This window comes from Mesorhizobium sp. Root102 (assembly GCF_001425625.1).
Taxonomy (GTDB): Bacteria; Pseudomonadota; Alphaproteobacteria; order Rhizobiales; family Rhizobiaceae; genus Mesorhizobium.
Genome location: NZ_LMCP01000034.1, coordinates 325,656 through 348,696, shown reverse-complemented (window position 1 = coordinate 348,696; position 23,041 = coordinate 325,656). Strand labels below are relative to the sequence as shown.

Sequence of the window (23,041 nt, the reverse complement as noted above, 5' to 3'; positions counted from 1 at the left end):
AAATCCCTCAAAACATCAAATGGCGACGGCAATGCCGCGATTGGCAAAGAAGCGGTCGAAGTCGGCTGGCGCCAACACTGCGTTTGCCTGTGTGGCGCTGGTATGGCCGGACGGATTGTGGAAGCGGAAACCCTTGTCCGACGTCGCGGTGACCAGCACCAGATGGCCGCCCTTCGACGGCGGCTCGCGCTCGGGCCAACGGATCGAACTGCTGACCGAGGCGATGAAGAAGCGCTGCCGCTCAAGGATGGCCGGAATGTCCGCTGTCGCGACACTGGTCATCACTTCGGCCTGAAGACCGAAGACCTCTTTCACGAAGCTGACGAAGGGCGCGTAGATCAGCCCCCTGATCGATCCCTCGCTGACGACATAGCCGCCATATCCAGTGCATCGCCTGGCCAGCTCGATAGTCGGCACGGTCTCGCCGCGCGTTGCCAGGATCATCTTCAGGCACGCCATGCCGCAGATGTTGGCGGCCCACACCGCGTATTCGCCCAGAGTTTCCGCACCCGACCCCCGCCACAGCGGATCGCGCCGCAGCGCGACCTCGGCGCCGTCGGCGAGCACCTCAATGGTCATGTCTGACGTTTCCCACTGGCTGAAAAACGGCACGGTTTCAGGCAGTGGACTCATGCGGACCCCCCAGGCAGCGAACTCCATCTCGTGTACGAGGATACGAGATGGATGAAAAGCCGCTTGGAGCCCTGTTACGAAGCTTCCCCTAATGAGCCGCGGCGCCGCTTACTCGGCCTTCGTCCAGCCGAAGACCAGCCAGGCGTATTTCGATTTTTCGTCGGGTTCGGCAGTCTAGGTCGTCTGCATGTCGCCGTCCTTGGCGTAAATATCCAGCCCGGGCGCGTTGTCGAGCTTGTGCCACAGCGAACTCCTGCTGAAGGACCAGGTTCCGCACCAGACGCAGGCCCCCGGCGTCGGATCACCAGGCTGATGAAAATATTAGCGGCCGTCCGCCGTGATCTCCAGAGAGTCGAACGCGCCGTAAAACGCGGTCACCATTCGCTGGAACTCATTAGCGGCCGCCTCTTGTTTCGGCGTCGGCGCATCCTTCATGTCGCGCGGCGGCCGGATGGCTCCATCTCTCCAGCATCGCCAATTGGTGCCGCGTCCGGGGACTGCAACGCGGGTGGGCGCCAAAGCGTGCAGAGCCGTGTTTGCAGACCGGCTGACTATCGGCACAGCTTAAAAGGTTATCTTCACCGAAGCGGCGCTGCGTCTGTGCGGACCGTGATGGACGGCCTCGATGTTGTTGCCGTCTGGATCGAGCAGAAAGGCAGCGTAATAGCCGGGATGATAGGGCCGTTCGCCCGGCGCGCCATTGTCCACGCCGCCGCCGGCGAGCCCGGCCTTGTAGAAGGCCTCGACCATGGCATGGTCCCTTGCCTGGAAGGCCAGATGATGGCGGCCGGTGAGCTTTCCCAACGCCGCCGGGCTGTCCGCGCTGGAGATGAACAATTCGTCGGCCCAGAAATAATCCTCGCCGACACCTCCGATCGGAACATCGAGCACCCGGAAGATCGCCTCGTAGAAACGCTTGCTGGCGGCAAGATCCTTGACCACCAGTTGGATGTGGTCGATGAGCCGGCCGCGATGCAGTTCCTGGGTTTCCATGAAAACGCCTCCTCATGAGGCTTTCGAATTTAGGTTCGGACAGGACGCCGTCAATGTGGGCACGCTTTCCAACTGCCAACCCCTGCCGCAGGCCCGGCCCCATGTACCCAGTCAGTCTTGCAAACAAAAAGCCCGCCAGGAGGGGGGATCCGGCGGGCCTTTGGAAAGCTGATATTCAAGCTTTCAGATGTCTGACGGGGGATCAGACAGGGTAAGAACCTTTATTGGCCGCGGAGGTTCCACCCGAACAAAAAGATTCCCCACGGGCCGTCGAATCCAGAAATTTCAAGCGGTGGAGGCGACTTCTTTTCGCGCGACCTCTCCCGACTGGAACCTTCCGCTCCCAACCGGGTTTTATGGCGCGGCTGGGAGGAATTTCGCTTGGACTGTTTTCAAAGGCTCGAAGCGCTTGTCGATAGCGCCGACATCAACGGCATCGAAGAAGCGAACACTCTGCTGCGTCGGTTCAAGGGCAGGTCGCAGGTGCTCACGGCAGCGATCGACGAATTTATGCTGGACTTCAAGACATTGGTCTTCGTCGTCGAGAGCGGCGAGCAAGGGTTCCGGAAATCACTGGGCAAGCTGGCTCGCGCCAGGCTGTCGAAGCTCCAGCATTTGGTGAACGTAGCGGCGTAGGATGTCGACTTCCGGCAGCCGGCCTACCGCTTCAATATGGCCGCCAGCCGCGGTATGCCTTCGGTCACCGCGCGGCGGTCGGCGAGCGTGAAGGACAGCCGCAGCGTGTTGCGCCCGCTGCCGTCGGCAAAAAAGGCGCTGCCGGGCACGAAGGCGACCCGCGCTTCCTTCACCGACCGAGCCAGAAGCGCCGTGGCGTCGTAACCCTCGGGCAGCGTCACCCAGACGAACATGCCCCCTTCCGGACGGCTCCAGCTCACGCCCTCAGGCATGTGGGCCTCAAGCGCTGCGAGCAGCCCGTCGCGGCGCTCGCGATAGGCGCCGATCAGCTTTTCCACCTGGCCGTCGAACACGGCTTCTGCCACACGATGCATCACCACCTGGTTGATTGACGGGCTGTGCAAATCGGAGGCCTGCTTCATCAGCACCAGCTTCTCGACCACATGGCGCGGCGCGCACACCCAGCCGACGCGCATGCCCGGCGACAGGATCTTCGAGAACGAGCCGCAATAGAGCGTGCGCGCCTTGTCGATGCCGCCGGACCTGATGCAGTCGAGCGCCAGGATCGGCGGCACGCCTTCGCCATCATAGCGCAGCGCGCGATAGGCGGCATCCTCGATCACGGCGATGTCGAGTTCTCCGGCAAGGTCGAGCACCGCCTCGCGCTGCTGGCGGTTCAAGGTCTCGCCGGTCGGGTTGGCGAAATCCGGCACCAGATAGGCGAACTTGACCTTGCCGCCATTCGCGGCCGCCGCCGCGCGATAGGCATCCGGCGTCATATTGCCGCCGGCCGGGGTCAGCCGGTCGTAGCGCGGTTCATAGGCGTTGAAAGCCTGCAAGGCGCCGAGATAGGTCGGCCATGTCACCAGCGCGGTATCGCCCGGCGACAGGAACAGCTTGCCGAGATAATCCAGCGCCTGCTGCGAGCCGGAGGTGATGAAGATGTTGGCCTCGTCGCAGGCGACGCCGAGCTTGCCCATCTGCCCGGCCAGCCAGCGCCGCAACGGCAGATAGCCTTCCGAGACCTGGTACTGCAGCGCCGCCCCAGCCTCTGCACCGCCCAGCACATCGGCATAGGCGTCGCGGATGGCCTCGGCCGGGAACAGCGCCGGATCGGGAATGCCGCCGGCGAACGAGATGATGTCGGGCTGGTCGAGCAGCTTCAGGAGCTCGCGGATTTCGGACGCCTTCATGCGCGACGAGCGCGAAGCCAACAGGTTCATAAGGGTCAAGTCACGCCTCCCGCGACAGTTCGATATAGGTCAACCTGACTGACCTATATCAGCTTTCCCCGGCGCTTTGAATAGTGCCTGAGAGCCTTCCGCTATGCGCCAGTCGCTGCCAACGCGGAGCGGCCGCGAAACTACAAGGTCTTCTTGTAGCCGAGATGGCTGCCGGTGAAGCCGAGGCTTTCGTAAAAGCGGTGCGCATCCGTTCGCGACCTGTCGGTGGTCAGCTGGACGAGGCCGCAGCCGCGCGCGCGGCACTCATCGATCGCCCATTCGATCATCTTCCTGCCGATGCCGCCGGAGCGCCTGTGGCCGGCAACCCGAACCGCCTCGATCTGCCCGCGCCAGGCGCCCTTGCGCGACAGGCCGGCAACGAAGGTGACCTGCAAGGTGCCGATCACCTCGCCACCCTCCACGGCCACCGCCAGCAGCTGGTTGGGATCGGCATCGATGGCGTTGAACGCATCTACATAGCCTTGCGCGAGCGGCAAGGAAGCGTCCTCGCGGCCCGCGCCAAGTGGATCATCGGCCAGCATCGCGACGATGTCAGGCAGGTCGGAGGCTTGCGCACGGCGGAAGGTGATCATGGTGTCGGGCATATCGCGACGTGCCGGCAGCGGCAAGATTGGATACAATCCTCACCGGGCGCTGGCGCCGTCCCTCATCTGCCTGCCGGCATCTTCTCCCCGTATAGTGACGGGGAGAAGGACGCTGTGTCGGATGATTTCGCCAATCGCCGACGTTGCAGGAAGAACGCCAGCATTGCGGCCAGCCTCTTTCTCCCCGTCACTATACGGGGAGAAATGTCCGGCAGGACAATGAGGGGCGGCACCCGCCCCGTAGGCTAAACTTCGCTCTCATACGCCAGCTGCGCCTGCGTCAGCGCCTTATCGAGCCTCTCGCCCTCCGCATAACCCGACAGATTCCGCGGCCGCTCCACGTCAGGCAGCAGCCTCGGACACGGCTCGGCAGCCCCTACCACCGTCCGCACCGGGATGACGCCGGCCCACACGGGGTGCCCGTAATCCTCCTCGTCGTCGGCGACGCCCTTGGCGCGCACTTTCGCCGACCCTTCTTCGATGCGCATGCCGATCACGGTCGTCGCCTTGGCTTCCTGCGCCGAGATCGGCCGCAAGGTCGCGCTCCGGCCGGGATAGAAACGGTCGACCACGCCAGCCAGCGCCTTCAGCTTCTCCTGTGGCTCATCGATGATCCGCGCCGTGCCGAAGCACATCGCCGAGCGGTAGTTGGCCGAGTGATTGAAGCCCGAGCGCGCCAGCACCAGCCCGTCGAGGTGCGACACCGTGAGACACGCCGGTGTGCCGCCACGCAGTTGGCGCAGCATGCGGCTGGCCGACGAGCCGTGCCAGTAGAGCCAGTCGTCCTCGCGCCAATGGATGGTCGGCGTGCAATAGGGCTGGCCGTCGAACGTATAGGCGACGTGGCACAGCAACCCGGCATCCAGCACCGCGAACACCGAGGCATGGTCATAGCTGCCACGGTCATGCCGGCGCTTCACCCGGTTGCGCCTGGTGGTCGGAAAGCTGGCGACGCTATCGTTCACGGCTTGCATCCTTATCTGTTGTCTGCCAACCATGCGCCATGGCATTGGTCGGAAAAAGAACCAATCATGGCAATAAAATTCAGACCAATCCGCCGGATTGGTCGGCGCTGATCCCGGTCCTGCCGGGCGACGGCCCGCGCAGCCGCGAGCTGTATGTGGCGCTCAGGCGGCTGATCGAGACCGGCGCGCTCACCGCCGGCGCCAAGCTGCCGACCTCGCGCGATCTGGCCCAGCGCTTCGGCCTGTCGCGTTCGGCGGCCGTCGCCTGTTTCGAAATGCTGATCTCGGAAGGGTTCGCCGTCGCCAGGGTCGGTGCCGGAACCTTCGTCGCGCCTGACGTGCCGCATCTGCCGACAACACTGGTCAAGGCGCGCCCGCCGGAGATCGACGCGGCCACCTCGCTGCCTTGCGGCCTTGGCGTGGCGGTGTCCCATCCGCGCACGCTTGATCTGTTTCGCATCCTTCTGTCGCGTCACCTCGCCCGCCCCGGACCAGAGCATTTCCGCTATGGCGATCCGCGCGGCGGCCTGCCGCTGCGCGCGGCGATATCAACCTATCTGAGAACCGCGCGCGGCGTGCGCTGCGACGCCGGCCAGATCGTGCTGACTTCGGGCACGCAGCAGGGGCTCGATCTCCTGGTGCGCGCCGCGCTTCGCCCCGGCGATGCCGTCTGGCTTGAAAACCCCTGCTATCCCATGGCGCATGCTGTCGTGGCCGGCAGCGGCGCCAAGGCGTTTGGCGTACCGGTCGACGAAGAAGGGCTCGATCCCGAGATCGGCGAAAGCCTGTGCCCAAGCGCGCGCGCGGCCTATGTCACGCCCTCGCACCAATACCCGCTCGGCGTGACGATGACGATGCGCCGCCGCCTCGCTTTGCTCGACTGGGCGCGGCGCAACGATGCCTGGATCATCGAGGATGATTACGACAGCGAGTTCCGCTACGCCGGCCCGCCGCTGACCTCGCTGCAAGGCATGGATGGTTCGGGCCGTGTCGCCTATCTCGGCACCTTCTCCAAGGTGCTCTTTCCCGGCCTGCGCATCGGCTATGTCGTGGTGCCCGAAGCGCTGCTCGATGCCGTGATGGCGGTCAGGGCGCGCTCCGACCGCTTTCCCTCGACGCTGGCCGAAGGCGCGCTGACCGACCTGTTGAACGAAGGCCATTTCGCCGCGCATCTCAGGCGCGTGCGCCGCCGCGTCCAGGCCGCACGAGACGTGCTGGTCGCCGGCCTCGAGGCGCATTGCGGCGACGCGGTCGATGTGTCAGTGCCCGAACAGGGGCTGCACCTGATGGCGACGCTGAAGCGCGCCGGGCCGGATACCGTGATCGTCGAGGCGGCGAAAGCGGCGGGCGTCGGCGCCCGTGCCCTCTCCTCGATGTTCATCGGCGGCCCGCCCCGGCAAGGCCTGGTGCTGGGCTTTTCCGGTTTTTCGGACGAGGATCTTTTGGCCGCGACCGTCAGGCTGGGAAAAGTGTTGCGGTAGCGACGGATCGTTGGAACTCTCAGGAGCCGAGCGGTGGAAATCGCACGCCAAGGCGACCACGACACGGGGCCGGCTTGCGGCCGCGTGGGAACAGAAGCGACCTCCCTGCCGCTATCGATCAAGAACCATTTGATTGGACTGATCTCGCCAAAGTGTGCCTACTGAGCTGAGATCGGGACAAGAAGGAGCGGCCGATGATTGCCCTGAATGTGAACGGTGAGGACCGCAGCGTCGACGTGCCCGAAGATATGCCGCTTCTATGGGTGCTGCGCGATGTCATTGGCCTGACCGGCACCAAGTTTGGGTGCGGCATCGCCCAGTGCGGTGCCTGCACGGTGCAGCTCGACGGCCAGCCCGTCCGTTCCTGCGTCCTGCCCGTCGCCTCTGTCGGCACGCGGCGTGTCACCACCGTCGAGGCGATCGGTGCGACTGCTGGTGGAAAGAAAGTGCAGCAGGCATGGCTCGACCTCGAGGTGATCCAGTGCGGCTATTGCCAGTCCGGGCAGATCATGTCGGCCTCGGCGCTGCTGGAACGCAATCCCGATCCGAGCGACAGCGACATCGATGCGGCCATGTCCGGCAACATCTGCCGGTGCGGCACCTACACGCGAATAAGAGCGGCCATAAAACAGGCCGCCAAAGCCTGAGGACGAGGAGACAGCCAGCATGAGCAAGCCATTCTCCTCCCCAAAAACAGGCCCCTTCCCTGAGACCGGCGCCTCGCGTCGTGCCTTCCTGCAAGGCGGCGGTCTCCTGCTGGGGTTCGCTTTGCTTGGAGCCGGGGTGAAACCCACCCTTGCCGCCACGGAGCCCGTGGCGGGCGACGTCACCGCGGCCTTTTCACCCGATGCTTTCATCCGCATCGGCACCGACGGCAAGATCACGCTCATCCTTCCCAATATCGAGATGGGACAGGGCACCCACACCGGCGAAGCCACGCTGATCGCCGAGGAACTGGAAGTCGGCCTTGACCAGGTGAGCGTCGTCGACGCGCCGCCTAACGACAAACTCTACGCCACCGCGGCCCTTGGCGGCCAGGCGACGGGCGGTTCCACCTCTATGCGCGCCACCTGGGAGTCGCTGCGCAAGGCGGGCGCCACGGCGCGCATGATGCTGGTTGCGGCGGCGGCCGCGCAATGGTCGGTTCCGGTGTCGGAATGCGGGGCGAAGCTTGGCCTGGTCACGCACCAGCCGACAGGCAGGCAGCTTGCCTATGGCGCGCTGGCCGATGCAGCGGGCAAGGAGCCGGTGCCGGCCGACGTCAAGCTCAAGAACCCCAGCGATTTTGAACTGATCGGCAAATCGCTGCGCAGGGTCGACACGGCAGGCAAGGTCAATGGCGCGGTGATCTACGGCATCGACGTGCGCGTGCCCGACATGAAGGTTGCGACCGTATCCGCTTGCCCGGTCCTCGGCGGCACGCTGCAGGATGTCGACGAGAAGGCAGCGCGCGCCATCCCGGGCGTGCGCGACATTGTGCGCCTGCCCAACGCTGTGGCCGTGATCGGCGATCATTTCTGGGCCGCCAAGAAAGGGCTCGAGGCACTCGACATCACCTGGAACGATGGCGCCAACGCCAAGCTCGGCAGCGCCGATATCATGGCCGCCCTGAAGACAGCGTCCGAGCACAAGACACCGATCATGGCGCGCAAGGAAGGCGACGTCGAAGGCAGGCTGAAAGCCGCTTCCAAGACGGTCGAGGCGACCTACCAACTGCCGTTCCTCGCCCATGCGCCGATGGAGCCGATCAACTGCGTCGTGCATGTGCGCGCCGATGAATGCGAGATCTGGGTCGGCACGCAGGTGCCAACGCAGGCGCAGGCCGGAGCCGCGCAGGTCACCGGTTTTCCGCTCAACAAGATCATCGTCCACAACCATCTGATCGGTGGCGCCTTCGGCCGCAGGCTGGTGGCTGAGTCGGTCGCGCAGGCCGTGGCCATCGCCAAGCAGGTGAGCTATCCGGTCAAGGTGATCTGGACCCGCGAGGAGGACATCCAGCACGATCTCTACCGGCCCGCCTACTACGACCGCATCTCCGCCGGCCTCGGCCCGGATGGCCTGCCGACGGTCTGGATCGACCATGTCGCCGGTGGCTCGGTCCTGGGCAACTACATTCCCGGCGGCTGGCCGGACGACAAGCTCGACGACGACGCCGTCGAAGGCGCGATCAAGCCGCCCTATGACCTGCCGGTCATCCAGGTCGACTGGGTGCGCCAGGATCCGCCGGTGCCGATCACCTGGTGGCGCGGCGTCGGTTCCACGCACAATGTCTTCGTCGTCGAAAGCTTCATGGACGAACTCGCCCATGCGGCAGGCAAGGATCCCGTCGAGTATCGCCGGGCGCTGACGAAGAACCAGCCGCGCGCGGCGGGCGTGCTGGAACTCGTGGCCGAAAAATCCGGCTGGGGCACGCCGCTTCCGGCCGGCTCGGGACGCGGCATCGCGCTGCACGATGCCTTCGGCAGCTATATGGCCGCGGTGCTGGAAATCTCGGTTTCGTCAGCCGGCGAGATCACGCTGCATCGAGCCGTGGTGGCGGTGGATTGCGGCATTGCCATCAATCCTAACACCGTCGAGGCCCAGATCGAAGGCGGGCTGATCTTCGGTCTCTCCGCCGCGCTCTACAGCGGCATAACGTTCACCAATGGCCGCGTCGACCAGAGCAATTTTCACGATTACCGGATCCTGCGCAACAACGAGGCGCCCAAGATCGAGGTCTATCACGTCAAGAGCCTGGAATCCCCCGGTGGCATCGGCGAGACGGCAACCGTCTCGGCCGCCCCCGTCCTCGCCAATGCGATCTTCGCCGCCACGGGTAAGCGCCTGCGCAGCCTGCCCTTCGACCGCAACCAGTTGAAGAGCGACGGCGCCGACAAGACCAGTGTCTCGATGATGCCGCCGCTCAGCGTGCCCGTATTGGCGGCGCTGGCGACATCAGAGGAAACCGGCGAATCCGAACCCGAGGCGGCGTAACGATGAAACGGCTGGGCCTCATTATCCTCGCCGCTGCGGTGGTCATTGCTGCTGCCGTCGCGGTGTTCCTGCTCAAGCCGGCGTCACTGCCGGACGTGTCCGTGGCACAGGCCGCACTGCCGACCGGCCAGGCGCTGATCGACCGCGGTGAGTATCTGGCGCGCGCCGCCGACTGCGTCGCCTGCCACACCACATCAGGCGGCAAGCCCTATGCGGGCGGCCTCGCCTTCAAGCTGCCATTCGGCACGCTCTACGCGCCCAACATCACTTCCGACAAGGAAACCGGCATCGGCTACTGGAGCGACGCCGAGTTCGTGCGCGCCTTGCATCAGGGCATCGACAGGCAAGGCCACAATCTCTATCCGGCCTTTCCCTATGCCGCCTATGCGCGGATGACCACGGAAGACGCGCTGGCCATCAAGGCCTATCTCTTCAGCCTCCCTGCGGTGCACGCGGATGCGCCAAAGAACGACCTCGTCTTCCCGTTCAACCAGCGTTACGTCATGCGGTTCTGGAACCTGCTTTTTGTTCCCGACGGTGCCTTTCAGCCGAACACGAGCGAGAGCGCGGAATGGAACCGTGGCGCCTATCTGGTCGAGGCGATGGCCCATTGCGGCGAATGCCACACGCCGCGCAATGTTTTCTACGCGCTCGACAGCGGCAAGACCTTCGCCGGCGCGGAACTGCAGGGCTGGAAGGCCTACAATATCAGTTCTGACAATCGCACGGGCATCGGCAACTGGACCGACGAACAGCTGTTTGACTACCTGTCCAAAGGTCATGCGGAAGGTCGCGGTTCGCCGACGGGCAGCATGGGTGAAGCGGTGGACTACAGCCTGCGCCACCTGACGCCCGAAGACATCAAGGCGATCGTCGCCTATGTGAAAACCGTGCCGCCGCAGGTCAGCAGCGACCAGGCGATCGTCGAGGCCGAACCGGCCACGCTCAAGGCGTCGACTGCCTATGCGCCGTCAGGCGACGCGGCCGCGCAAGGCGGGCTTGGCCTGAAGCTGTTCCAGGGCGCCTGCGCCAGTTGCCACGGCTGGAACGGCGAAGGGCTGCAGACGCCCTATGCCGCGCTGCGCGGCAGCCGCACGGTCAACGACCCCGAGGGGACCAATCTTATCCAGGTCATCCTCAAGGGTGCGCATATGACGACGGCAACGGGCGCACAAAGCATGCCTGCCTTCGCCAACGCCTATTCGAACGTCGAGATCGCGGCGCTCGGCAACTATGTCCTGGCCCATTTCGGCGGCAAGCAATCGGCGATCACGCCGGCCGATGTGGCCAAGGCGCGGACGCAATGAAACCTTGAGCCCAGGCGGCGCGACGCGCTGACCATGACCGAACAAGGTGTTCCTGTAGCGTCAGTTGCGCTGGGCGATAAACGCGGCGGCGCGCACGACATGAGCATCGCGATGCGTGCGCGCCGCCAAAGCCAGCCATTCGCGCGCGATGGCGTCGGCCGTCTCAGGCTGGTCCAGCTTCAGATTGACGTCCACCTGGCTCGCCAGGATCTCCACCTGCAGCCCGGCATAGCTGTCGGTGTCGCGCATGCAGCGCCGGCGAGCCTCTGCGAGCCACTCCATGGCCGGCGCGAGCGCGTCTTGCGCCGCATAGGTCAGCGCCAGCGCGCGTGCGACGGCCCCTTCCCAGCAGGGAATCGTTCATCTGGCAGCTCAGCGCGAAGGCTTCCTCCAGCCGGGGACGCAAATCATTGGGGCGCGCCCGCTGGCGGGTGCGGGATTCGCTCAGCACGGCTACAGGCCATGGTCGAAACGAGATCCAGCGTTGTTCCTCTACCAGCGCCAGGCAGTCGTCCAGCCAGCGATCGGCCTCGTCCAGCCGATCGGCGGCGAGCAGACCCCAGCCGCCAAGCCCAAGCGACCAGATCTCGCGGCGGCGGTTGCCGGCCGAGCGTGCATGCTCCAGAGACAGCGCGTAGTGATCGAGCCCCTCGCCGATCCGGCCCCAGTCGACCAGGTTGAAACCGATGACGGCATGAATGCCGGCCAGGTTTTCGCCACCGCCGGCCAGTTCCAACGCCTGCGAAAGATAGGTGGCGGCCAAGGGCCGCCGCCCCGCCAGCGCCTCGACATAGCCCAGTTCGCGAAACCCCGCCGAGGCGATGGCCGCGTTGCCCGCCTGCCGCGCCAGTTCCGTGCTTTGGCGCAGCAGCACCGAGCCTTCGTCATCATAGCCTTTGACCGAATGCACAAGCGCCGTGCCAAGCTCGAACATGGCGCGCGCCGTCAGCTGCGCGTCCTTGTGTTTCTCCGCGTCGCGCACGGCGCGGCGCAGGCAATCGATGCCGGCATCCACGGCGCCCGCCGAAAGCGCGGCCAGGCCCGACTGCATCAGCGAGGTGACGAAGGCCTGGCGTGAGATTCCGCTGGGCGGCGACGAGATGGTGCGGCGGGCGGCACTACGCAAAGCGGCCGACGGCTTCTCGCCGAGCTCCGCCACAAACACCGCCTCGGTCGCTTCGACATGATCGAGGGCCGCCTGGTAGCGCCCCGCCAAGGCCAGGCTCTTCACCAGCAATATGTGCGCGCCCTCGTCATAGGGGTTGCGCCGGACGCCAAGTCCAGCCAGCCGCGTCGCGCGGCCATGATCCTCGACCGACATGGCACGGATGGTTTCCTGGCGGATGCGGGCTTCGACGATGCCGGCGATGCGCTCGCGCTCGACCAGCAGCCAGGTGGCGAATTCCGGGCTGCAACGGGGCTCCAGCGTGCCGAGCAGCGGCCCGGCGGCCTCGATGTCGAAATCGTCGCGGTCGAGCCGCAGCGCGTCGATGTCCAGATCGTCCGCAAAGCGTCCCTCGATCGGGTCGCCGTTCAGACAATCGGTGCTGTTGAGCGCCTTGCGCAGCGAGGCCAGGCACCAGCGCAGCGAACCCAGCGGATCGACGGTTTCGGGAAACAGCTCCGCCGCCAGCGCGCGGCGATCGAGCGGCGCGCGCGCCAGAACCACGCGCGCAAGCAGCGCCCAGGCCTGATGGCCGCGCACGGGTTGGCTTTGGCCATTCGCATCGAGAATGGCGGGTTCGCCAAGAAGCCTGATCGTACCGCCCACTTTTTCCACCGTCATCCTGGCCCGCTCCGTCCCCGCATGCGGCTTACGCCACCACCGTGGGACAAAGCGTGTGACCGGCCCCGCCCTGTTTCTTTCGCGGACGGCACACCGGGTCCAACGTCGATCGGATTTATCGGGCCGTCAACCAACAACGGAGACCGACAATGCCGACATTCATCATCGAACGCGAAATCGCCGGCGCCGACAGGCTGAGCGCCAATGAACTCAAGGAAATCTCGGCCAAGTCCAATGAGGTCGTGGCCGGGCTCGGCGTGCCCTACAAATGGCTCACCTCCTATGTCGCCGGCGACAAGATCTACTGTGTGCACGAGGCCGAAAGCGCCGAAATGGTCGAGCGGCATGCCCGCGAGGGTGGCTTCCCCGCCAACAAGGTGACGGAGATCGCCGCCTTCATCGGCCCGCAAACCGCCGGAGCCTGACACCGCGATCGGGACGCGCCTCTGCCGCAACCAACGCGCTCGGACCGGGATGGCCAGTGCGACAGCAAATCCATGGAGTCAACATGACATTCCTGCCCTGGACCCGGCGCCTTGCCGCCCCGATCCTCCTGTCCGCTCTTGCCGTCGCGGCAACGGCTCATGCCCACGACGCCGCTGACGCCGGCGAAACCAATATCCTGGCGCAAAAGGTGCGCGCGACCAACGGCCGGTTCGAGACCGTGGCCACGGCCACCGCCGAGGGTTACACGCCCATCCCCTGCGCCAGCGGCATCACCGGCGGCGCCATGGGCATCCACTATGTCAACGCGGCCTACTTGAAGGACGATGTCGTCGATCTCTCCAAGCCCGAGGCTGTGATGTACGAGCCGATGGCCGATGGAAAGCTGAAACTGGTGGCGGTCGAATACATCACCTCGAAAGGCCCGGCCTCACTCGAGGGACAGCTGTTCAACTTCAACAGCGCACCCAACCGTTATGGCCTCGGCGCATTCTACGAACTGCACGTCTGGGCCTGGAAGAAGAACCGGACCGGCACCTTCGCCGACATGAACCCCGACGTGTCCTGCGACGCGATGAAGATGGCCGATTGAGGTCGCGTCAGCTCTTGCCGGCGCGCCCCCGGCAAGAGCTTCGCCCTGCATTTTCGAGGAAGCCATGACCGAAACCGAACGCGTCCTGATCAGCGCCCGAGAATGGCGCCTGCCGTTAACCTTGCTGGCACGCCTGCTGCGCCGCTGGCGCCACCGTCGCGACCGGCGCCATCTGGAAACGATGCCGGACTTCATGCTCAAGGACATCGGCATCAGCCGGTCCGAAATCGACTATGTCGCGGCACATGGCGAGACATAGAGACCGCGTCATGCCAGGCGTTGGCGATGGCGAAGGATCCCTGTCAATCCCCATCGGCGGGCTGGGCCTTGCCGCACTGCGCCAGCACCCTGCCGATGGCAGCGCTCGAACCCTTCAGCGGAAAACTGGCCTGGCCGTATTTGGCCGCACTGACGCTGACCTCGCCTTTCCCGCGCAACAGGTCCAGCAACGGATCGGCTTTCGGCAGATTGACCACGAAGTAGTTGTACATGGCCTCCAACTGCAGCGTCTTGGTCGCCGTCTTGCCGTCAGCCTTGAACTCGAACGAACCGCTGATGCCGGGCTCCAACTGCTGGCCTGTGGCGCCTAGATCGTAGCTCAGCACCGGCGTGTCGAAACAGATCAGCATCAGATGCGCATCGCCTTTCGGCCCGCCGCAGACCGAGGCGGTCAGCACGCTGCCGCCTTCGTCTTCCTCCATCTTCGCACTCCAGCCGCCGCAGGACGCGGCAAACGCCGGCTGCGCGGCCTGCACGACCGCTACCACACCGGCGACGACTAGATATCCAGCTCTCATGACTTCCCCCCAAGTGACTCCCTCTAGGGCATTTGCAGCACCAGCAGGCATTCTATAGGAAAAGCTGTCCTGTGGCATTGCCCGTCGCGGCGATGTCGCCCGGTCCTGATTTTGCGGAGAGCGGTGTTGAGAGCCTGTGTTCGTCTGTGTTTTCTGCTGGCCGTCTTGCTGGCCTTGCCGCTGGCCGCCCATGCGCAGTGGAAGCCGGTCGAGAAGATCGAGCCCTACGCCATCTCGGGCCAGTCCGGCGCCGAACTCTACCGCTCGATCGGCGAGAACGGGCCAAAGCTCGGCATTGCCCGCGCCATCGCCTACACCAATTTCAAACTGACCTGGGGGGGCAGGGACTACAAACCCAGCGGCGAGGACTGCATACTTACGGCGGGACGGCCAAAACTGATCATCACCTACACATTGCCAAAACCCTACGGCTCGCTGCCGCCTGCCGTCCGGAAGAACTGGGATGTGTTCATCGCCGGCGTCAGCGCCCATGAGAAGGTGCATGGCGCCAGCATGGTACAGATGGTCCACGACATCGAAGCCGCGACGGACGGCCTGAAGATTGCCGATGATCCCAAATGCAGCAAGACCAGGGCCGAAGTGGTTCGTCGGCTCGATGCGATCTCGAAGGCGCGGGTTCAGGCAAGCCGCGATTTCGACCGCGTCGAATTCGGCAACGGCGGCAATCTGCAGAAACTGGTTTTTTCCCTGGTGACCGGCCCTTGAAACAGGCCGCCGCGCCTTTGCGACGCGGCGGCCTGTTTTGAAGCCTACCTACCGGCTGAGATCGAGCGCCGCGCTCAGGTCGCCCATCGGCGGCTGGTCGTTGTTGCGCAGCGCCTTGTCGCGGGCGACGATGCCGGACAGCACCGGCAAATCGTAGCGCGCGGTGATGAAGCGCAGGATCGACGTCGTGTCGTATTGCGTGTGGTCGACCGTGCCCATCTTGGCATAAGGCGAGACGATGAAAGCCGGGACGCGGTTGCCCGGCCCCCAACGGTCGGCCTTCGGCGGCGCGACATGATCCCAGAAGCCGCCATTCTCGTCATAGGTGACGACCACCAGCATGTGGCTCCATTGCGGGCTCTTCTCGAGATGCGAGACGAGGTCGGCGAGATGCTGGTCGCCGCTCGCGACATCGGCATAGCCGCCATGCTCGTTGAGATTGCCTTGTGGCTTGTAGAAGCTCACCGAAGGCAACTTGCCGTCGTCGATCGCCTTGATGAACTCGGCACCATCCAGGCCGCCGTCGCGCAGATGCTCGGCCCGCGCGGCAGTGCCGGGCGCGTAAGCGGCGAAATAGTTGAACGGCTGGTGGTGGAACTGGAAGTTCGGCGCCGGCGTCGCGTTCTTGCCGTCGAGCGTTGCCTGCCAGGCGCCGGCATACCAGGCCCAGTCGACGCCCTTCAGCGACAGCAGGTCGCCGATGGTGATGTCGTGCTGCGGCGGCAGCGTGGTCGGCTGCGCCGGATCGGCCAGTGCCTTGTCGCCGCCCTCGACCGGCTTGTTGGCGCTCGGCTGATAGGGCGGCTGCATGGTGTTGACGGCATAGAAGTCGGGCGTGATGGCGCCGTCATTGACGAATTTCGGTGCGCCGCTAAGTGCAGAGGCCGGCGAATTGTCGGCCACCTTCAGCGTCTTGCCGTCCGCCTCGACGACGGCGATCTGCCCCTTCACCGGGCTGGTGTCGGCGTGCGGATAGACCGGCGCGCAGGCACAGGCGAGCTGGAAATGGTTGAGGAAGGAGCCGCCGAAGGCGCCCTGGAAGAAATTGTCGGCCAGAACGTATTTCTTCGCCACCGCCCACATCGGCAGCACCGATCCGTCATAATGGCCCATCACGAGGCCGCCGGAATCGGCCCAGGCGACGAACTTGTCGTTCTTGCCCGCGTCGATCTGCATCTGCTCCTGATAGAAGCGATGCCAGAGGTCGCGTGTGACGACGGAGGTTTTCTCGTTGAAGCCGCTGGCATCGTCGATGGCGAAGCTGGCATTGGTGAGATGCGCCGACTGCGCCTCGGTCACCGGCGGCGTCACCCCCTTGGCGGTCAGCCCGCCCCAGGCAGGCGGCAGTTCGGTGAGCGGCTTGCCGTCGCGGTCGAGCTGGCGCGCCTGGTCGGCGCAGACGTTGGCCAGGCCGTTGGCGCCGGGGAAGCCGCCATAGAGATTATCGAAGCTGCGGTTCTCGGCATAGATGACGACGACGGTGTCGATCTTGTCGTAGCCGGGCGGCGCGGCGTTGGCAGCAGCGGTGAACGACGCCAGCGCCGTCGAGGCGAGGCAAAGCGAGGTGAGAAGCGTGAGCCGCGTCATGGGAAGTCCTCATGGCTGGGGGGATGGCTAGAGGGAGCAATGCATGGCTGGGGGCAACGGCCATGGCTGCAGAGGCTAAGTCGATGCCTTGTCACCTTTGTGACATTTGCGCTGCCGGCGAACACGGTTGCGTGAGCGGATGGACCAGTCATCAATCTGTTGCAGTGCGAACCTAATTCCGGAGCAAACCGGATTGAACCCATGACAACAGGAGGATGGAAAAGCCTGATGATCGCGGCCGCCGCGACATCGATATTCGGCTTTGCCGTGCCCCTGCCGGCGACCGTTGTTCGCGCCGGAACCGGCAGCGTCCATCCCGGGCCGATGTCGCGGGCGGACGCCTTCGCACGCGCCGCCGCCCTGACTGCGATTGGCCGGAAAATGTTCTTAGACCCATCGCTGTCTGCCTCCGGCAAGCAGGCCTGCTCGTCCTGCCATGACCCGCACCATGCCTTCGGCCCAGCCTCGGCGGCACCCGTCGAAATGGGCGGGCCGCATCTCGACCAACCCGGACTGCGTGCCGTGCCCTCGCTGCGCTATTTGCAGGCGGCGCCGGCCTTCACCGAGCATTTCTACGATTCCGAGGATGAAGGCGACGAGAGCGTCGACAATGGTCCAACCGGCGGCCTGACCTGGGACGGCCGCGCCGACCGCGGCAGCGACCAGGCGAAGATCCCGCTGCGGTCGCCGTTCGAGATGGCCAACAAGGATGCCGCCGCCGTCACGTCCGCCTTGCGCAAGGCGGCCTATGCCGACGACTTCAAGGCCGCCTTCGGCGACAACGTTCTCGACCATCCGGACGACGCCTTCGACGCCGCCGCCGAGGCGCTTGGCACCTTCGAGCAGAGTGCGCCCGACTTCTATCCCTATTCCAGCCGCTACGACGCCTTCCTTGCCGGCAAGGCGACGCTGTCGGCGCAGGAGTTACGCGGTCGCGCGCTGTTCGAGGACGCGGCCAAGGGCAATTGCGCCAGTTGCCATCTCAGCGAACCGGCCAATGACGGCGAGCCGCCGCAATTCACCGATTTCGGCCTGATCGCCGTCGCCGTGCCGCGCAACAGGGCGATTCCCGCCAACGCCGACCCCGCCTATGTTGATCTCGGCCTGTGCGGGCCACTGCGCACCGACTTCAAAGGCCGAGCCGACTATTGCGGCCTGTTTCGCACGCCGACGCTGCGCAATGTGGCGCTGCGCAAAAGCTTCTTCCACAATGGCTACTTCCATTCCTTGCGCGACGCGGTCGCCTTCTACGCAACGCGCGACACCGATCCCGGCCGCTGGTACCCGAAAGACGCCGACGGCACGGTCAAGCAATATGACGATTTGCCAAGGGCTTACTGGGCCAACCTCAACCAGGACCCGCCCCTCGGCAAGAAGCCCGGCGACAGACCAGCGCTGAGCGACCCCGAGATCGACGACATCGTTGCGTTTCTGCAGACGTTGACGGATGCGGATCAAGTGCCAGGGCACTGAGGACGGGGCAGGTTTTGCACCGACATGGCATTCAAAGCCTTCGCGGGTCGAGGAACTACTGCGTATCCGCACTCGCCCGCAGCTCCGCGCGCTTCTCATCCGACACCGCTGCCAGATCCAGCACCTTCTGCAATTCGGCGGCGTGGCGGAAGGACGGTTCGGCCTGCACACCGGTTCGCACCGCATCGACAAAGCGCTGGTAGTTGGTTGCCACCGTGCCGGCCTCGAGCTCTTCCCATTTGGCGTTCTCGACATTGTCACCGACGCAGGCCTTGAGCGCCGAGCCGTCGAGATTGTGCACCACTTCGATGCCGCCTCTTTCGCCATAGATGCGCAGACGCAGCTCGTTGAGATGGCCCGTGGCCCAGCGGCTGGCATGCACCACGCCGAAGGCGCCGTTGGAAAAATCCAGCGTCATGGCGAAGCTGTCATTGGCGTCGAGCCCGTAGTCGCCGATGCGGTTGCCGGGCGCCTTGTCGAAGGCGCGCAGCCGGCAGAAGACATGGTCGATGTCGAGCGCCGCACCATAGCTGGCGAAGTCGAGGATGTGGATGCCGACATCGCCGAGCACGCCGTTGGAGCCGTGGCCGCGCGACAGGCGCCAGAGCCATTTCGGATCGGTGCGCCAGTCGCCCCAGAACTTCGACACCAGCCAGCTTTGCAGATAGGACGCTTCGACATGCCTGACCGTGCCGATTTCGCCCGCCTGCACCATCTGGCGGGCCTTCTGCAGCGCGGCGACATTGCGATAGGTGAGGTTCACCATGTTGACGATGCCGGCGGCCTCGGCGGCATCGGCCATTTCGGTGGCCTTGCCGAAGTTTTCGGCCAGCGGCTTTTCGCACAGCACCGGCTTGCCGGCGGCGATCAGCGACATGGTGGTCGGGTGGTGGATGCGATCCGGCGTGACATTGGCCACCGCGTCGAATTCACCCCAGTTCAGCGCCTCCTCCAGCGCGGTGAAGCGGTTGGGAATGTTGAAGCTGTCGGCGAATTCGCCAACCCGTGCCGGATCGACATCGACAGCACCGACAATGTCGACGCCCTCGATGGCGGCGAATCGACGGGCATGTTCCTGCGCCATCCAACCGGTGCCGAGTATCAAAAGCCGCATTTTTTGCTCCTTGGGCCGAGAGGTCAGAATCGACCTCCCGGCCGACGCCCTCAAATAGCGCGGATGATGCCCCCGTCGACACGAATGTTCTGGCCGGTGATGTAGCCGGCGCCTTCCGACGCCAGGAAGGCGATGGTCGCGGCGATCTCTTCCGACGTGCCGTAGCGCTGCATCGGCACGCTGTCGCGGCGCTCCTCGGTGGCTGGCAGGCTGTCGATCCAGCCGGGCAGCACGTTGTTCATGCGCACATTGTCGGCTGCATAGGTGTTGGCGAAGATCTTGGTGTAGGCGGCCAGGCCGGCGCGGAACACGGCCGAGGTCGGGAACATCGGGCTCGGCTCGACCACCCAGGCCGTCGAGATGTTGATGATGGCGCCGCCCTTCTGCTTGACCATCTGCGGCGCCACGATGCGTACCGGCCGGATGACGTTGAGCAGATAGACGTCCATGCCGGTGTGCCATTGCTCGTCGGTGATTTCCAGGATCGGCGCGCGCGGGCCGTGGCCGCCGCTGTTGACCAGCACGTCGATGCGGCCATAGCGCTCGAGCGTGAGGTCGACCAGGCGCTGCAAATCGTCGTTCGACTGGTTGGAGCCGGTGACGCCGAGGCCGCCCAGTTCCTTGGCCAGCGCCTCGCCCTTGCCCGAGGAAGACAGGATGGCAACCTTGAAGCCATCCGCCGCCAGCCGCTTCGCCGCCGCCGCACCCATGCCGCTGCCGCCGGCCACGACCACAGCTACTTTTTCTACACTCATTGGATTTTCCTCTCAGGGTTGGCGGGCACCGCAAGCGGTGTTTTCGGGAGTTGAGCGTTGATATAGCTGGTTTTCTCCTCGGGTTCGAACCAGAATGCCTGAAATCAACCTGTAGAAAAACTCCTGCATGCCCGAAGCCTTCCTTAACCTGCCGCCGTTGAATGCGCTGCGCGCCTTCGAGGCCTCGGCGCGTCATCTCAACTTCCGCATCGCGGCCGAAGAACTCAACGTCACGCAAGGGGCGGTGGCCCAGCACATTCGCGGGCTGGAGGCTGATCTCGGCACAAAACTGTTCGAGCGGCTGCCACGCGGCCTGGCGCTGACCGATGAGGGCCGCGCCTATGTCCCCAACATCCGCCGCGCCTTCGACCTGATCTCGGAGGCGACGCTGCTGCTTCGTCCCCAGCCGGCGCGGCTGACGATCAGCGTGACGCCGACCTTCGCCACCAAATGGCTGATCCCCAGGCTGCAGGATTTTGTGACGGACAATCCGCTGGTAGATCTGCGCGTCCTGGCCAGCGAAAGCCTGTCGAGCTTTCAGGCCGACGGTGTCGACATCGCGGTGCGCCAGGGCCGCCCGCCCTTCGGCGCCGGCCTGGTCGTCGACCTGTTGTTTGCCCAGCAGATCATCGCCGTCTGCAGCCCTGCCCTGCTGCCGCACGGCGCCAATGAAATCGCCGCGGCTGAAATCCAGCACCACGTGCTGCTGCACGATGCGCACAATCTGTGGCCGGAATTCATGGAAAAGGCGGTCGGCCTGAAGATGAAGACCGAGCTGAAACGCATGCGCTTCAACCAGACGGGCCTGGCCATCGACGCAGCCGTCGCCGGCCAGGGCATTGCGCTGGCCAGCCGCTTTCTCGTCGCCGCCGACCTCGCCGCTGGCCGCCTGGTTCAGCCCGTCAGCGGCGAAATGCGCGGCACGCAGGATTTCTATGTCGTGATGCCGAGAAAGCAGCGGCATCCAGAACCGACACAAGCCGTGCGGCAATGGCTGCTCGATGCCGGAGAAAGGCCGCCGGTCTAGATCGGCTCGCCCCTACCCCTCCACCGTCTCCAGCACGCTCAGCAGCGTGCCTTCCATATCCGGCTCGTCGCCGGAGCAGACGCACAGCATCTCGGCGTCGCCCTCGCCGACCGAGAGGTAGGCATGGCCCATGGTGGAATCGATGTAGACGCTTTCGCCCTGTTTCAGCCGCACCGGCGCGTACTGGTCGGTGTGCAGCTCGATCTCGCCCTTGAGCACGATCAGGAATTCCTCGCCGGCATGCTTGGTCAGTGGGCCGAACTCCTGCGGTGTGCGGGCGCGCGCATAGGCGTGGATCGGCACCATGCGCTTGCGCACCAGATCGGTGGCCAGATAGCGGTAGTCGTAGTTGCGGGTCAGCTGGCGCAGCGTGTTGGACTGCGAGGTCACCGAGCGACGGGTGCGCGCTGACGGCTGCTTACGGTCGCCGTTGAGCAACTCGGTGACATGGATGCCCAGCCCTTCGCAGATCTGCAGCAGCTTGTCGTAGCTCAGCGACATCTGGTCGTTCTCGACCTTGGATAGCGTCGAGACCGCAACGCCTGTGAGCGTGCTGACCTCCTGCAAGGTCCAGCCATGCGTTTTCCTGAGGCCGCGCAGGCAATCACCGAGGTTCGGTTGCTCCGACATCGTCAGCTCCATGGCGCGGCGATCACGCCGCCTGTCATTCCTAGGTAGTCGAACTCCCTGCCGCTATCAACAACGCTAACTATTTTCTTATACGCTAAATATTGACTGGATGCGAAATTATTTCTACCCCTAGTGGATGCAATCGAAGTCCCCCCAGAAAATCGTCGTCATCGGCGGCGGCATTGCCGGCCTCTCGCTGGCGGCAGCCGTGCAGCCCTGGGCCGAGGTCACCGTGCTCGAGCGCGAGCCGCAACTCGGCTACCACGCCAGCGGCCGCTCGGCGGCACTGTTTTCCGAAACCTACGGCAATGCGCTGGTGCGGGCGCTGTCACTGGCCAGCCGGCAGGCGATCATCGATGGCGGCTTCGCCGCCCACCGGCGTGGCGCGCTGCATGTCGGCGGCGTCGAAGACAGTGCAGCCGTCGACCGCATGGCGGCCGAGATGCAGGCGCTGGTGCCCAGCGTTCGGCGCCTGTCGGCCACGGAAGTCACCGCGCTGGTGCCGGTCATCGCCACGGCAACCACCTGCGGCGGCGTGCATGAACCCGGCGCGCTGGATGTCGACACGGGAAAGATGCTTGCGGCTTCAGCCTCGGCGCTGAAGGCCGGCGGCGGCGTCATCCGCACCAGCGAGGAAGTGCTGGAGATTTCCCGCATCGCAAACGGCTTTCGCGTCGCGACCAATGCCGGTGCCTACCAGGCCGATATCGTCGTCAACGGCTCCGGCGCCTGGGTCGATGCCGTCGCCGGGCTGGCCGGTCTCTCCGGTCTCGGCTTCCGGCCGAAGCGCCGCACCGCCTTCCTGTTAGATCCGCCCGCCGGGACCGACATCAGCGCCTGGCCGCTGGTGGTTGACCTGCACGAACAGTTCTACTTCAAGCCGGATGCCGGCAGGCTGATCGGCTCGCTCGCCGACGAGACCGATTCCGAGCCCTGCGACGCGTATCCGGAAGACATCGACGTCGCCATCGCCGTCGACCGCATCGAACAGGCGACGTCGCTGCGCATCGGCCGTCCGTCGACGCCCTGGGCGGGCCTGCGCACCTTTTCGCCCGACCGCACACCGGTCGTCGGCTTCGACCCGCGCCTGCCCGGCTTCTTCTGGCTCGGCGGCCAGGGCGGCTACGGTTTCCAGGTCTCGCTGACGCTGGCGCGGCTGGGTTCGGCGCTGCTGCACGGCCAACCCCTGCCGGACGATCTCACAGCGCGCGGCGTCACCACGGCGGCGCTGGCGCCTGACCGTTTCCTCGCCGCGGCGGCGACGCCATGAAGTTCACCGGCCTGCCCTTCTCTC

Annotated in this window: 24 protein-coding genes and 1 pseudogene; 12 read left to right on the top strand and 13 right to left on the bottom strand. The window is 65.1% G+C overall.

Translation table 11 applies throughout. The features are described 5' to 3' along the window. Positions 1 to 15 precede the first annotated feature (15 nt). The 3 genes and pseudogenes from ASD12_RS23875 to ASD12_RS23865 all read right to left on the bottom strand — a co-directional run bounded on the left by ASD12_RS23875 (position 16) and on the right by ASD12_RS23865 (position 1,626). Complete coding sequence (locus ASD12_RS23875) at positions 16 to 633, bottom strand: C39 family peptidase (protein ID WP_082525634.1); 618 nt, start codon at positions 631 to 633, stop codon at positions 16 to 18. A gap of 108 nt (positions 634 to 741) precedes the next feature. After that, positions 742 to 1,083: pseudogene (locus tag ASD12_RS35515) on the bottom strand (hypothetical protein); the annotation flags it as partial. Between the two features lie 114 nt (positions 1,084 to 1,197). Then, entirely contained in the window at positions 1,198 to 1,626 is a 429-nt protein-coding gene (locus ASD12_RS23865) for a VOC family protein (RefSeq protein WP_056591987.1), read from the bottom strand. A gap of 381 nt (positions 1,627 to 2,007) precedes the next feature. On the opposite strand from ASD12_RS23865, the gene ASD12_RS23860 reads away from it, so the two are divergent. Next, on the top strand, positions 2,008 to 2,262 hold the full coding sequence (locus tag ASD12_RS23860; RefSeq protein WP_244482955.1) for a hypothetical protein: 255 nt from the start codon (positions 2,008 to 2,010) through the stop codon (positions 2,260 to 2,262). Between the two features lie 23 nt (positions 2,263 to 2,285). Here ASD12_RS23860 and ASD12_RS23855 read toward each other — a convergent pair whose 3' ends face one another. From ASD12_RS23855 to ASD12_RS23845, 3 genes are all read right to left on the bottom strand, one after another. Then, positions 2,286 to 3,485: a PLP-dependent aminotransferase family protein gene (locus ASD12_RS23855; RefSeq protein ID WP_056591981.1), complete on the bottom strand. Its 1,200-nt coding sequence runs from the start codon at positions 3,483 to 3,485 to the stop codon at positions 2,286 to 2,288. A gap of 140 nt (positions 3,486 to 3,625) precedes the next feature. Then, positions 3,626 to 4,078: a GNAT family N-acetyltransferase gene (locus ASD12_RS23850; protein WP_056592229.1), complete on the bottom strand. Its 453-nt coding sequence runs from the start codon at positions 4,076 to 4,078 to the stop codon at positions 3,626 to 3,628. A gap of 257 nt (positions 4,079 to 4,335) precedes the next feature. Then, a complete protein-coding gene (locus ASD12_RS23845) occupies positions 4,336 to 5,088 on the bottom strand; it encodes a pyridoxamine 5'-phosphate oxidase family protein (protein WP_056591978.1) in 753 nt (250 codons plus the stop codon). A gap of 5 nt (positions 5,089 to 5,093) precedes the next feature. Between ASD12_RS23845 and ASD12_RS23840 the strand changes: the two genes are divergently transcribed. The 4 genes from ASD12_RS23840 (at position 5,094) to ASD12_RS23825 (ending at position 10,816) form a co-directional block, all read left to right on the top strand. After that, positions 5,094 to 6,536, top strand: coding sequence for a PLP-dependent aminotransferase family protein (locus tag ASD12_RS23840; RefSeq protein ID WP_056591974.1), 1,443 nt, complete (start codon positions 5,094 to 5,096; stop codon positions 6,534 to 6,536). A 194-nt stretch (positions 6,537 to 6,730) separates the two neighbouring features. After that, positions 6,731 to 7,183, top strand: coding sequence for a (2Fe-2S)-binding protein (locus ASD12_RS23835; protein ID WP_056591971.1), 453 nt, complete (start codon positions 6,731 to 6,733; stop codon positions 7,181 to 7,183). A gap of 19 nt (positions 7,184 to 7,202) precedes the next feature. Beyond that, positions 7,203 to 9,509 carry a xanthine dehydrogenase family protein molybdopterin-binding subunit gene (locus tag ASD12_RS23830; protein WP_082525632.1) on the top strand — a complete coding sequence of 769 codons (2,307 nt, stop codon included), beginning with the start codon at positions 7,203 to 7,205 and terminating at the stop codon, positions 9,507 to 9,509. Between the two features lie 2 nt (positions 9,510 to 9,511). Continuing rightward, positions 9,512 to 10,816, top strand: coding sequence for a cytochrome c (locus ASD12_RS23825; RefSeq protein WP_056591969.1), 1,305 nt, complete (start codon positions 9,512 to 9,514; stop codon positions 10,814 to 10,816). A 60-nt stretch (positions 10,817 to 10,876) separates the two neighbouring features. Here ASD12_RS23825 and ASD12_RS35795 read toward each other — a convergent pair whose 3' ends face one another. Then, entirely contained in the window at positions 10,877 to 11,011 is a 135-nt protein-coding gene (locus ASD12_RS35795) for a hypothetical protein (RefSeq protein ID WP_280139595.1), read from the bottom strand. Continuing rightward, positions 10,980 to 12,602: a BTAD domain-containing putative transcriptional regulator gene (locus ASD12_RS23820; RefSeq protein WP_056591966.1), complete on the bottom strand. Its 1,623-nt coding sequence runs from the start codon at positions 12,600 to 12,602 to the stop codon at positions 10,980 to 10,982. Before ASD12_RS23820 ends, ASD12_RS35795 begins: the two co-directional genes overlap by 32 nt. Positions 12,603 to 12,751: 149 nt before the next feature. Between ASD12_RS23820 and ASD12_RS23815 the strand changes: the two genes are divergently transcribed. The 3 genes from ASD12_RS23815 (at position 12,752) to ASD12_RS23805 (ending at position 13,897) form a co-directional block, all read left to right on the top strand. After that, entirely contained in the window at positions 12,752 to 13,027 is a 276-nt protein-coding gene (locus ASD12_RS23815; protein ID WP_056591963.1) for a DUF4242 domain-containing protein, read from the top strand. Between the two features lie 83 nt (positions 13,028 to 13,110). Then, entirely contained in the window at positions 13,111 to 13,638 is a 528-nt protein-coding gene (locus tag ASD12_RS23810) for a hypothetical protein (protein ID WP_056591960.1), read from the top strand. A 64-nt stretch (positions 13,639 to 13,702) separates the two neighbouring features. Beyond that, the gene (locus ASD12_RS23805; protein ID WP_056591957.1) at positions 13,703 to 13,897 is read left to right on the top strand and encodes a DUF1127 domain-containing protein; all 195 of its coding nucleotides are present in this window, start codon (positions 13,703 to 13,705) and stop codon (positions 13,895 to 13,897) included. A 43-nt stretch (positions 13,898 to 13,940) separates the two neighbouring features. Here the strand turns inward: ASD12_RS23805 and ASD12_RS23800 are convergent, their stop codons facing one another. Beyond that, positions 13,941 to 14,435 (bottom strand): hypothetical protein, encoded by a 495-nt coding sequence (locus ASD12_RS23800; protein WP_244482954.1) that lies wholly within the window; start codon positions 14,433 to 14,435, stop codon positions 13,941 to 13,943. A gap of 126 nt (positions 14,436 to 14,561) precedes the next feature. Here ASD12_RS23800 and ASD12_RS23795 point away from each other — a divergent pair, with 126 nt between their 5' ends. After that, positions 14,562 to 15,161: a DUF922 domain-containing protein gene (locus ASD12_RS23795; protein ID WP_082525631.1), complete on the top strand. Its 600-nt coding sequence runs from the start codon at positions 14,562 to 14,564 to the stop codon at positions 15,159 to 15,161. 48 nt (positions 15,162 to 15,209) lie between these two features. On the opposite strand, the gene ASD12_RS23790 is transcribed toward ASD12_RS23795, so the two are convergent. Then, positions 15,210 to 16,748: an acid phosphatase gene (locus ASD12_RS23790; protein WP_056591952.1), complete on the bottom strand. Its 1,539-nt coding sequence runs from the start codon at positions 16,746 to 16,748 to the stop codon at positions 15,210 to 15,212. A 201-nt stretch (positions 16,749 to 16,949) separates the two neighbouring features. Between ASD12_RS23790 and ASD12_RS23785 the strand changes: the two genes are divergently transcribed. Next, positions 16,950 to 18,221 (top strand): cytochrome c peroxidase, encoded by a 1,272-nt coding sequence (locus ASD12_RS23785; protein ID WP_056591950.1) that lies wholly within the window; start codon positions 16,950 to 16,952, stop codon positions 18,219 to 18,221. 55 nt (positions 18,222 to 18,276) lie between these two features. Here the strand turns inward: ASD12_RS23785 and ASD12_RS23780 are convergent, their stop codons facing one another. Further along, positions 18,277 to 19,335 (bottom strand): Gfo/Idh/MocA family oxidoreductase, encoded by a 1,059-nt coding sequence (locus ASD12_RS23780; protein ID WP_056591947.1) that lies wholly within the window; start codon positions 19,333 to 19,335, stop codon positions 18,277 to 18,279. A 50-nt stretch (positions 19,336 to 19,385) separates the two neighbouring features. Further along, positions 19,386 to 20,090, bottom strand: coding sequence for an SDR family oxidoreductase (locus tag ASD12_RS23775; protein WP_056591944.1), 705 nt, complete (start codon positions 20,088 to 20,090; stop codon positions 19,386 to 19,388). Positions 20,091 to 20,217: 127 nt separating this feature from the next. On the opposite strand from ASD12_RS23775, the gene gcvA reads away from it, so the two are divergent. Beyond that, on the top strand, positions 20,218 to 21,117 hold the full coding sequence (gcvA, locus tag ASD12_RS23770) for a transcriptional regulator GcvA (protein WP_056591942.1): 900 nt from the start codon (positions 20,218 to 20,220) through the stop codon (positions 21,115 to 21,117). Between the two features lie 12 nt (positions 21,118 to 21,129). On the opposite strand, the gene ASD12_RS23765 is transcribed toward gcvA, so the two are convergent. Further along, positions 21,130 to 21,747 (bottom strand): XRE family transcriptional regulator, encoded by a 618-nt coding sequence (locus ASD12_RS23765; RefSeq protein WP_056592219.1) that lies wholly within the window; start codon positions 21,745 to 21,747, stop codon positions 21,130 to 21,132. Between the two features lie 136 nt (positions 21,748 to 21,883). Between ASD12_RS23765 and ASD12_RS23760 the strand changes: the two genes are divergently transcribed. Beyond that, positions 21,884 to 23,017: an FAD-binding oxidoreductase gene (locus tag ASD12_RS23760; protein ID WP_056591939.1), complete on the top strand. Its 1,134-nt coding sequence runs from the start codon at positions 21,884 to 21,886 to the stop codon at positions 23,015 to 23,017. Positions 23,018 to 23,041: the final 24 nt, after the last annotated feature.

Excerpts from the sequence above, each read along its gene's own strand:
- ASD12_RS23875 (WP_082525634.1), bottom strand. The coding sequence starts at position 633 with ATGAGTCCACTGCCTGAAACCGTGCCGTTTTTCAGCCAGTGGGAAACG.
- ASD12_RS23865 (WP_056591987.1), bottom strand. The coding sequence starts at position 1,626 with ATGGAAACCCAGGAACTGCATCGCGGCCGGCTCATCGACCACATCCAA.
- ASD12_RS23855 (WP_056591981.1), bottom strand. The coding sequence starts at position 3,485 with ATGAACCTGTTGGCTTCGCGCTCGTCGCGCATGAAGGCGTCCGAAATC.
- ASD12_RS23850 (WP_056592229.1), bottom strand. The coding sequence starts at position 4,078 with ATGATCACCTTCCGCCGTGCGCAAGCCTCCGACCTGCCTGACATCGTC.
- ASD12_RS23845 (WP_056591978.1), bottom strand. The coding sequence starts at position 5,088 with ATGGTTGGCAGACAACAGATAAGGATGCAAGCCGTGAACGATAGCGTC.
- ASD12_RS23840 (WP_056591974.1), top strand. The coding sequence starts at position 5,094 with ATGGCATTGGTCGGAAAAAGAACCAATCATGGCAATAAAATTCAGACC.
- ASD12_RS23835 (WP_056591971.1), top strand. The coding sequence starts at position 6,731 with ATGATTGCCCTGAATGTGAACGGTGAGGACCGCAGCGTCGACGTGCCC.
- ASD12_RS23830 (WP_082525632.1), top strand. The coding sequence starts at position 7,203 with ATGAGCAAGCCATTCTCCTCCCCAAAAACAGGCCCCTTCCCTGAGACC.
- ASD12_RS23825 (WP_056591969.1), top strand. The coding sequence starts at position 9,512 with ATGAAACGGCTGGGCCTCATTATCCTCGCCGCTGCGGTGGTCATTGCT.
- ASD12_RS23820 (WP_056591966.1), bottom strand. The coding sequence starts at position 12,602 with ATGACGGTGGAAAAAGTGGGCGGTACGATCAGGCTTCTTGGCGAACCC.
- ASD12_RS23815 (WP_056591963.1), top strand. The coding sequence starts at position 12,752 with ATGCCGACATTCATCATCGAACGCGAAATCGCCGGCGCCGACAGGCTG.
- ASD12_RS23810 (WP_056591960.1), top strand. The coding sequence starts at position 13,111 with ATGACATTCCTGCCCTGGACCCGGCGCCTTGCCGCCCCGATCCTCCTG.
- ASD12_RS23805 (WP_056591957.1), top strand. The coding sequence starts at position 13,703 with ATGACCGAAACCGAACGCGTCCTGATCAGCGCCCGAGAATGGCGCCTG.
- ASD12_RS23800 (WP_244482954.1), bottom strand. The coding sequence starts at position 14,435 with ATGAGAGCTGGATATCTAGTCGTCGCCGGTGTGGTAGCGGTCGTGCAG.
- ASD12_RS23790 (WP_056591952.1), bottom strand. The coding sequence starts at position 16,748 with ATGACGCGGCTCACGCTTCTCACCTCGCTTTGCCTCGCCTCGACGGCG.
- ASD12_RS23785 (WP_056591950.1), top strand. The coding sequence starts at position 16,950 with ATGACAACAGGAGGATGGAAAAGCCTGATGATCGCGGCCGCCGCGACA.
- ASD12_RS23780 (WP_056591947.1), bottom strand. The coding sequence starts at position 19,335 with ATGCGGCTTTTGATACTCGGCACCGGTTGGATGGCGCAGGAACATGCC.
- ASD12_RS23775 (WP_056591944.1), bottom strand. The coding sequence starts at position 20,090 with ATGAGTGTAGAAAAAGTAGCTGTGGTCGTGGCCGGCGGCAGCGGCATG.
- gcvA (WP_056591942.1), top strand. The coding sequence starts at position 20,218 with ATGCCCGAAGCCTTCCTTAACCTGCCGCCGTTGAATGCGCTGCGCGCC.
- ASD12_RS23765 (WP_056592219.1), bottom strand. The coding sequence starts at position 21,747 with ATGTCGGAGCAACCGAACCTCGGTGATTGCCTGCGCGGCCTCAGGAAA.
- ASD12_RS23760 (WP_056591939.1), top strand. The coding sequence starts at position 21,884 with ATGCAATCGAAGTCCCCCCAGAAAATCGTCGTCATCGGCGGCGGCATT.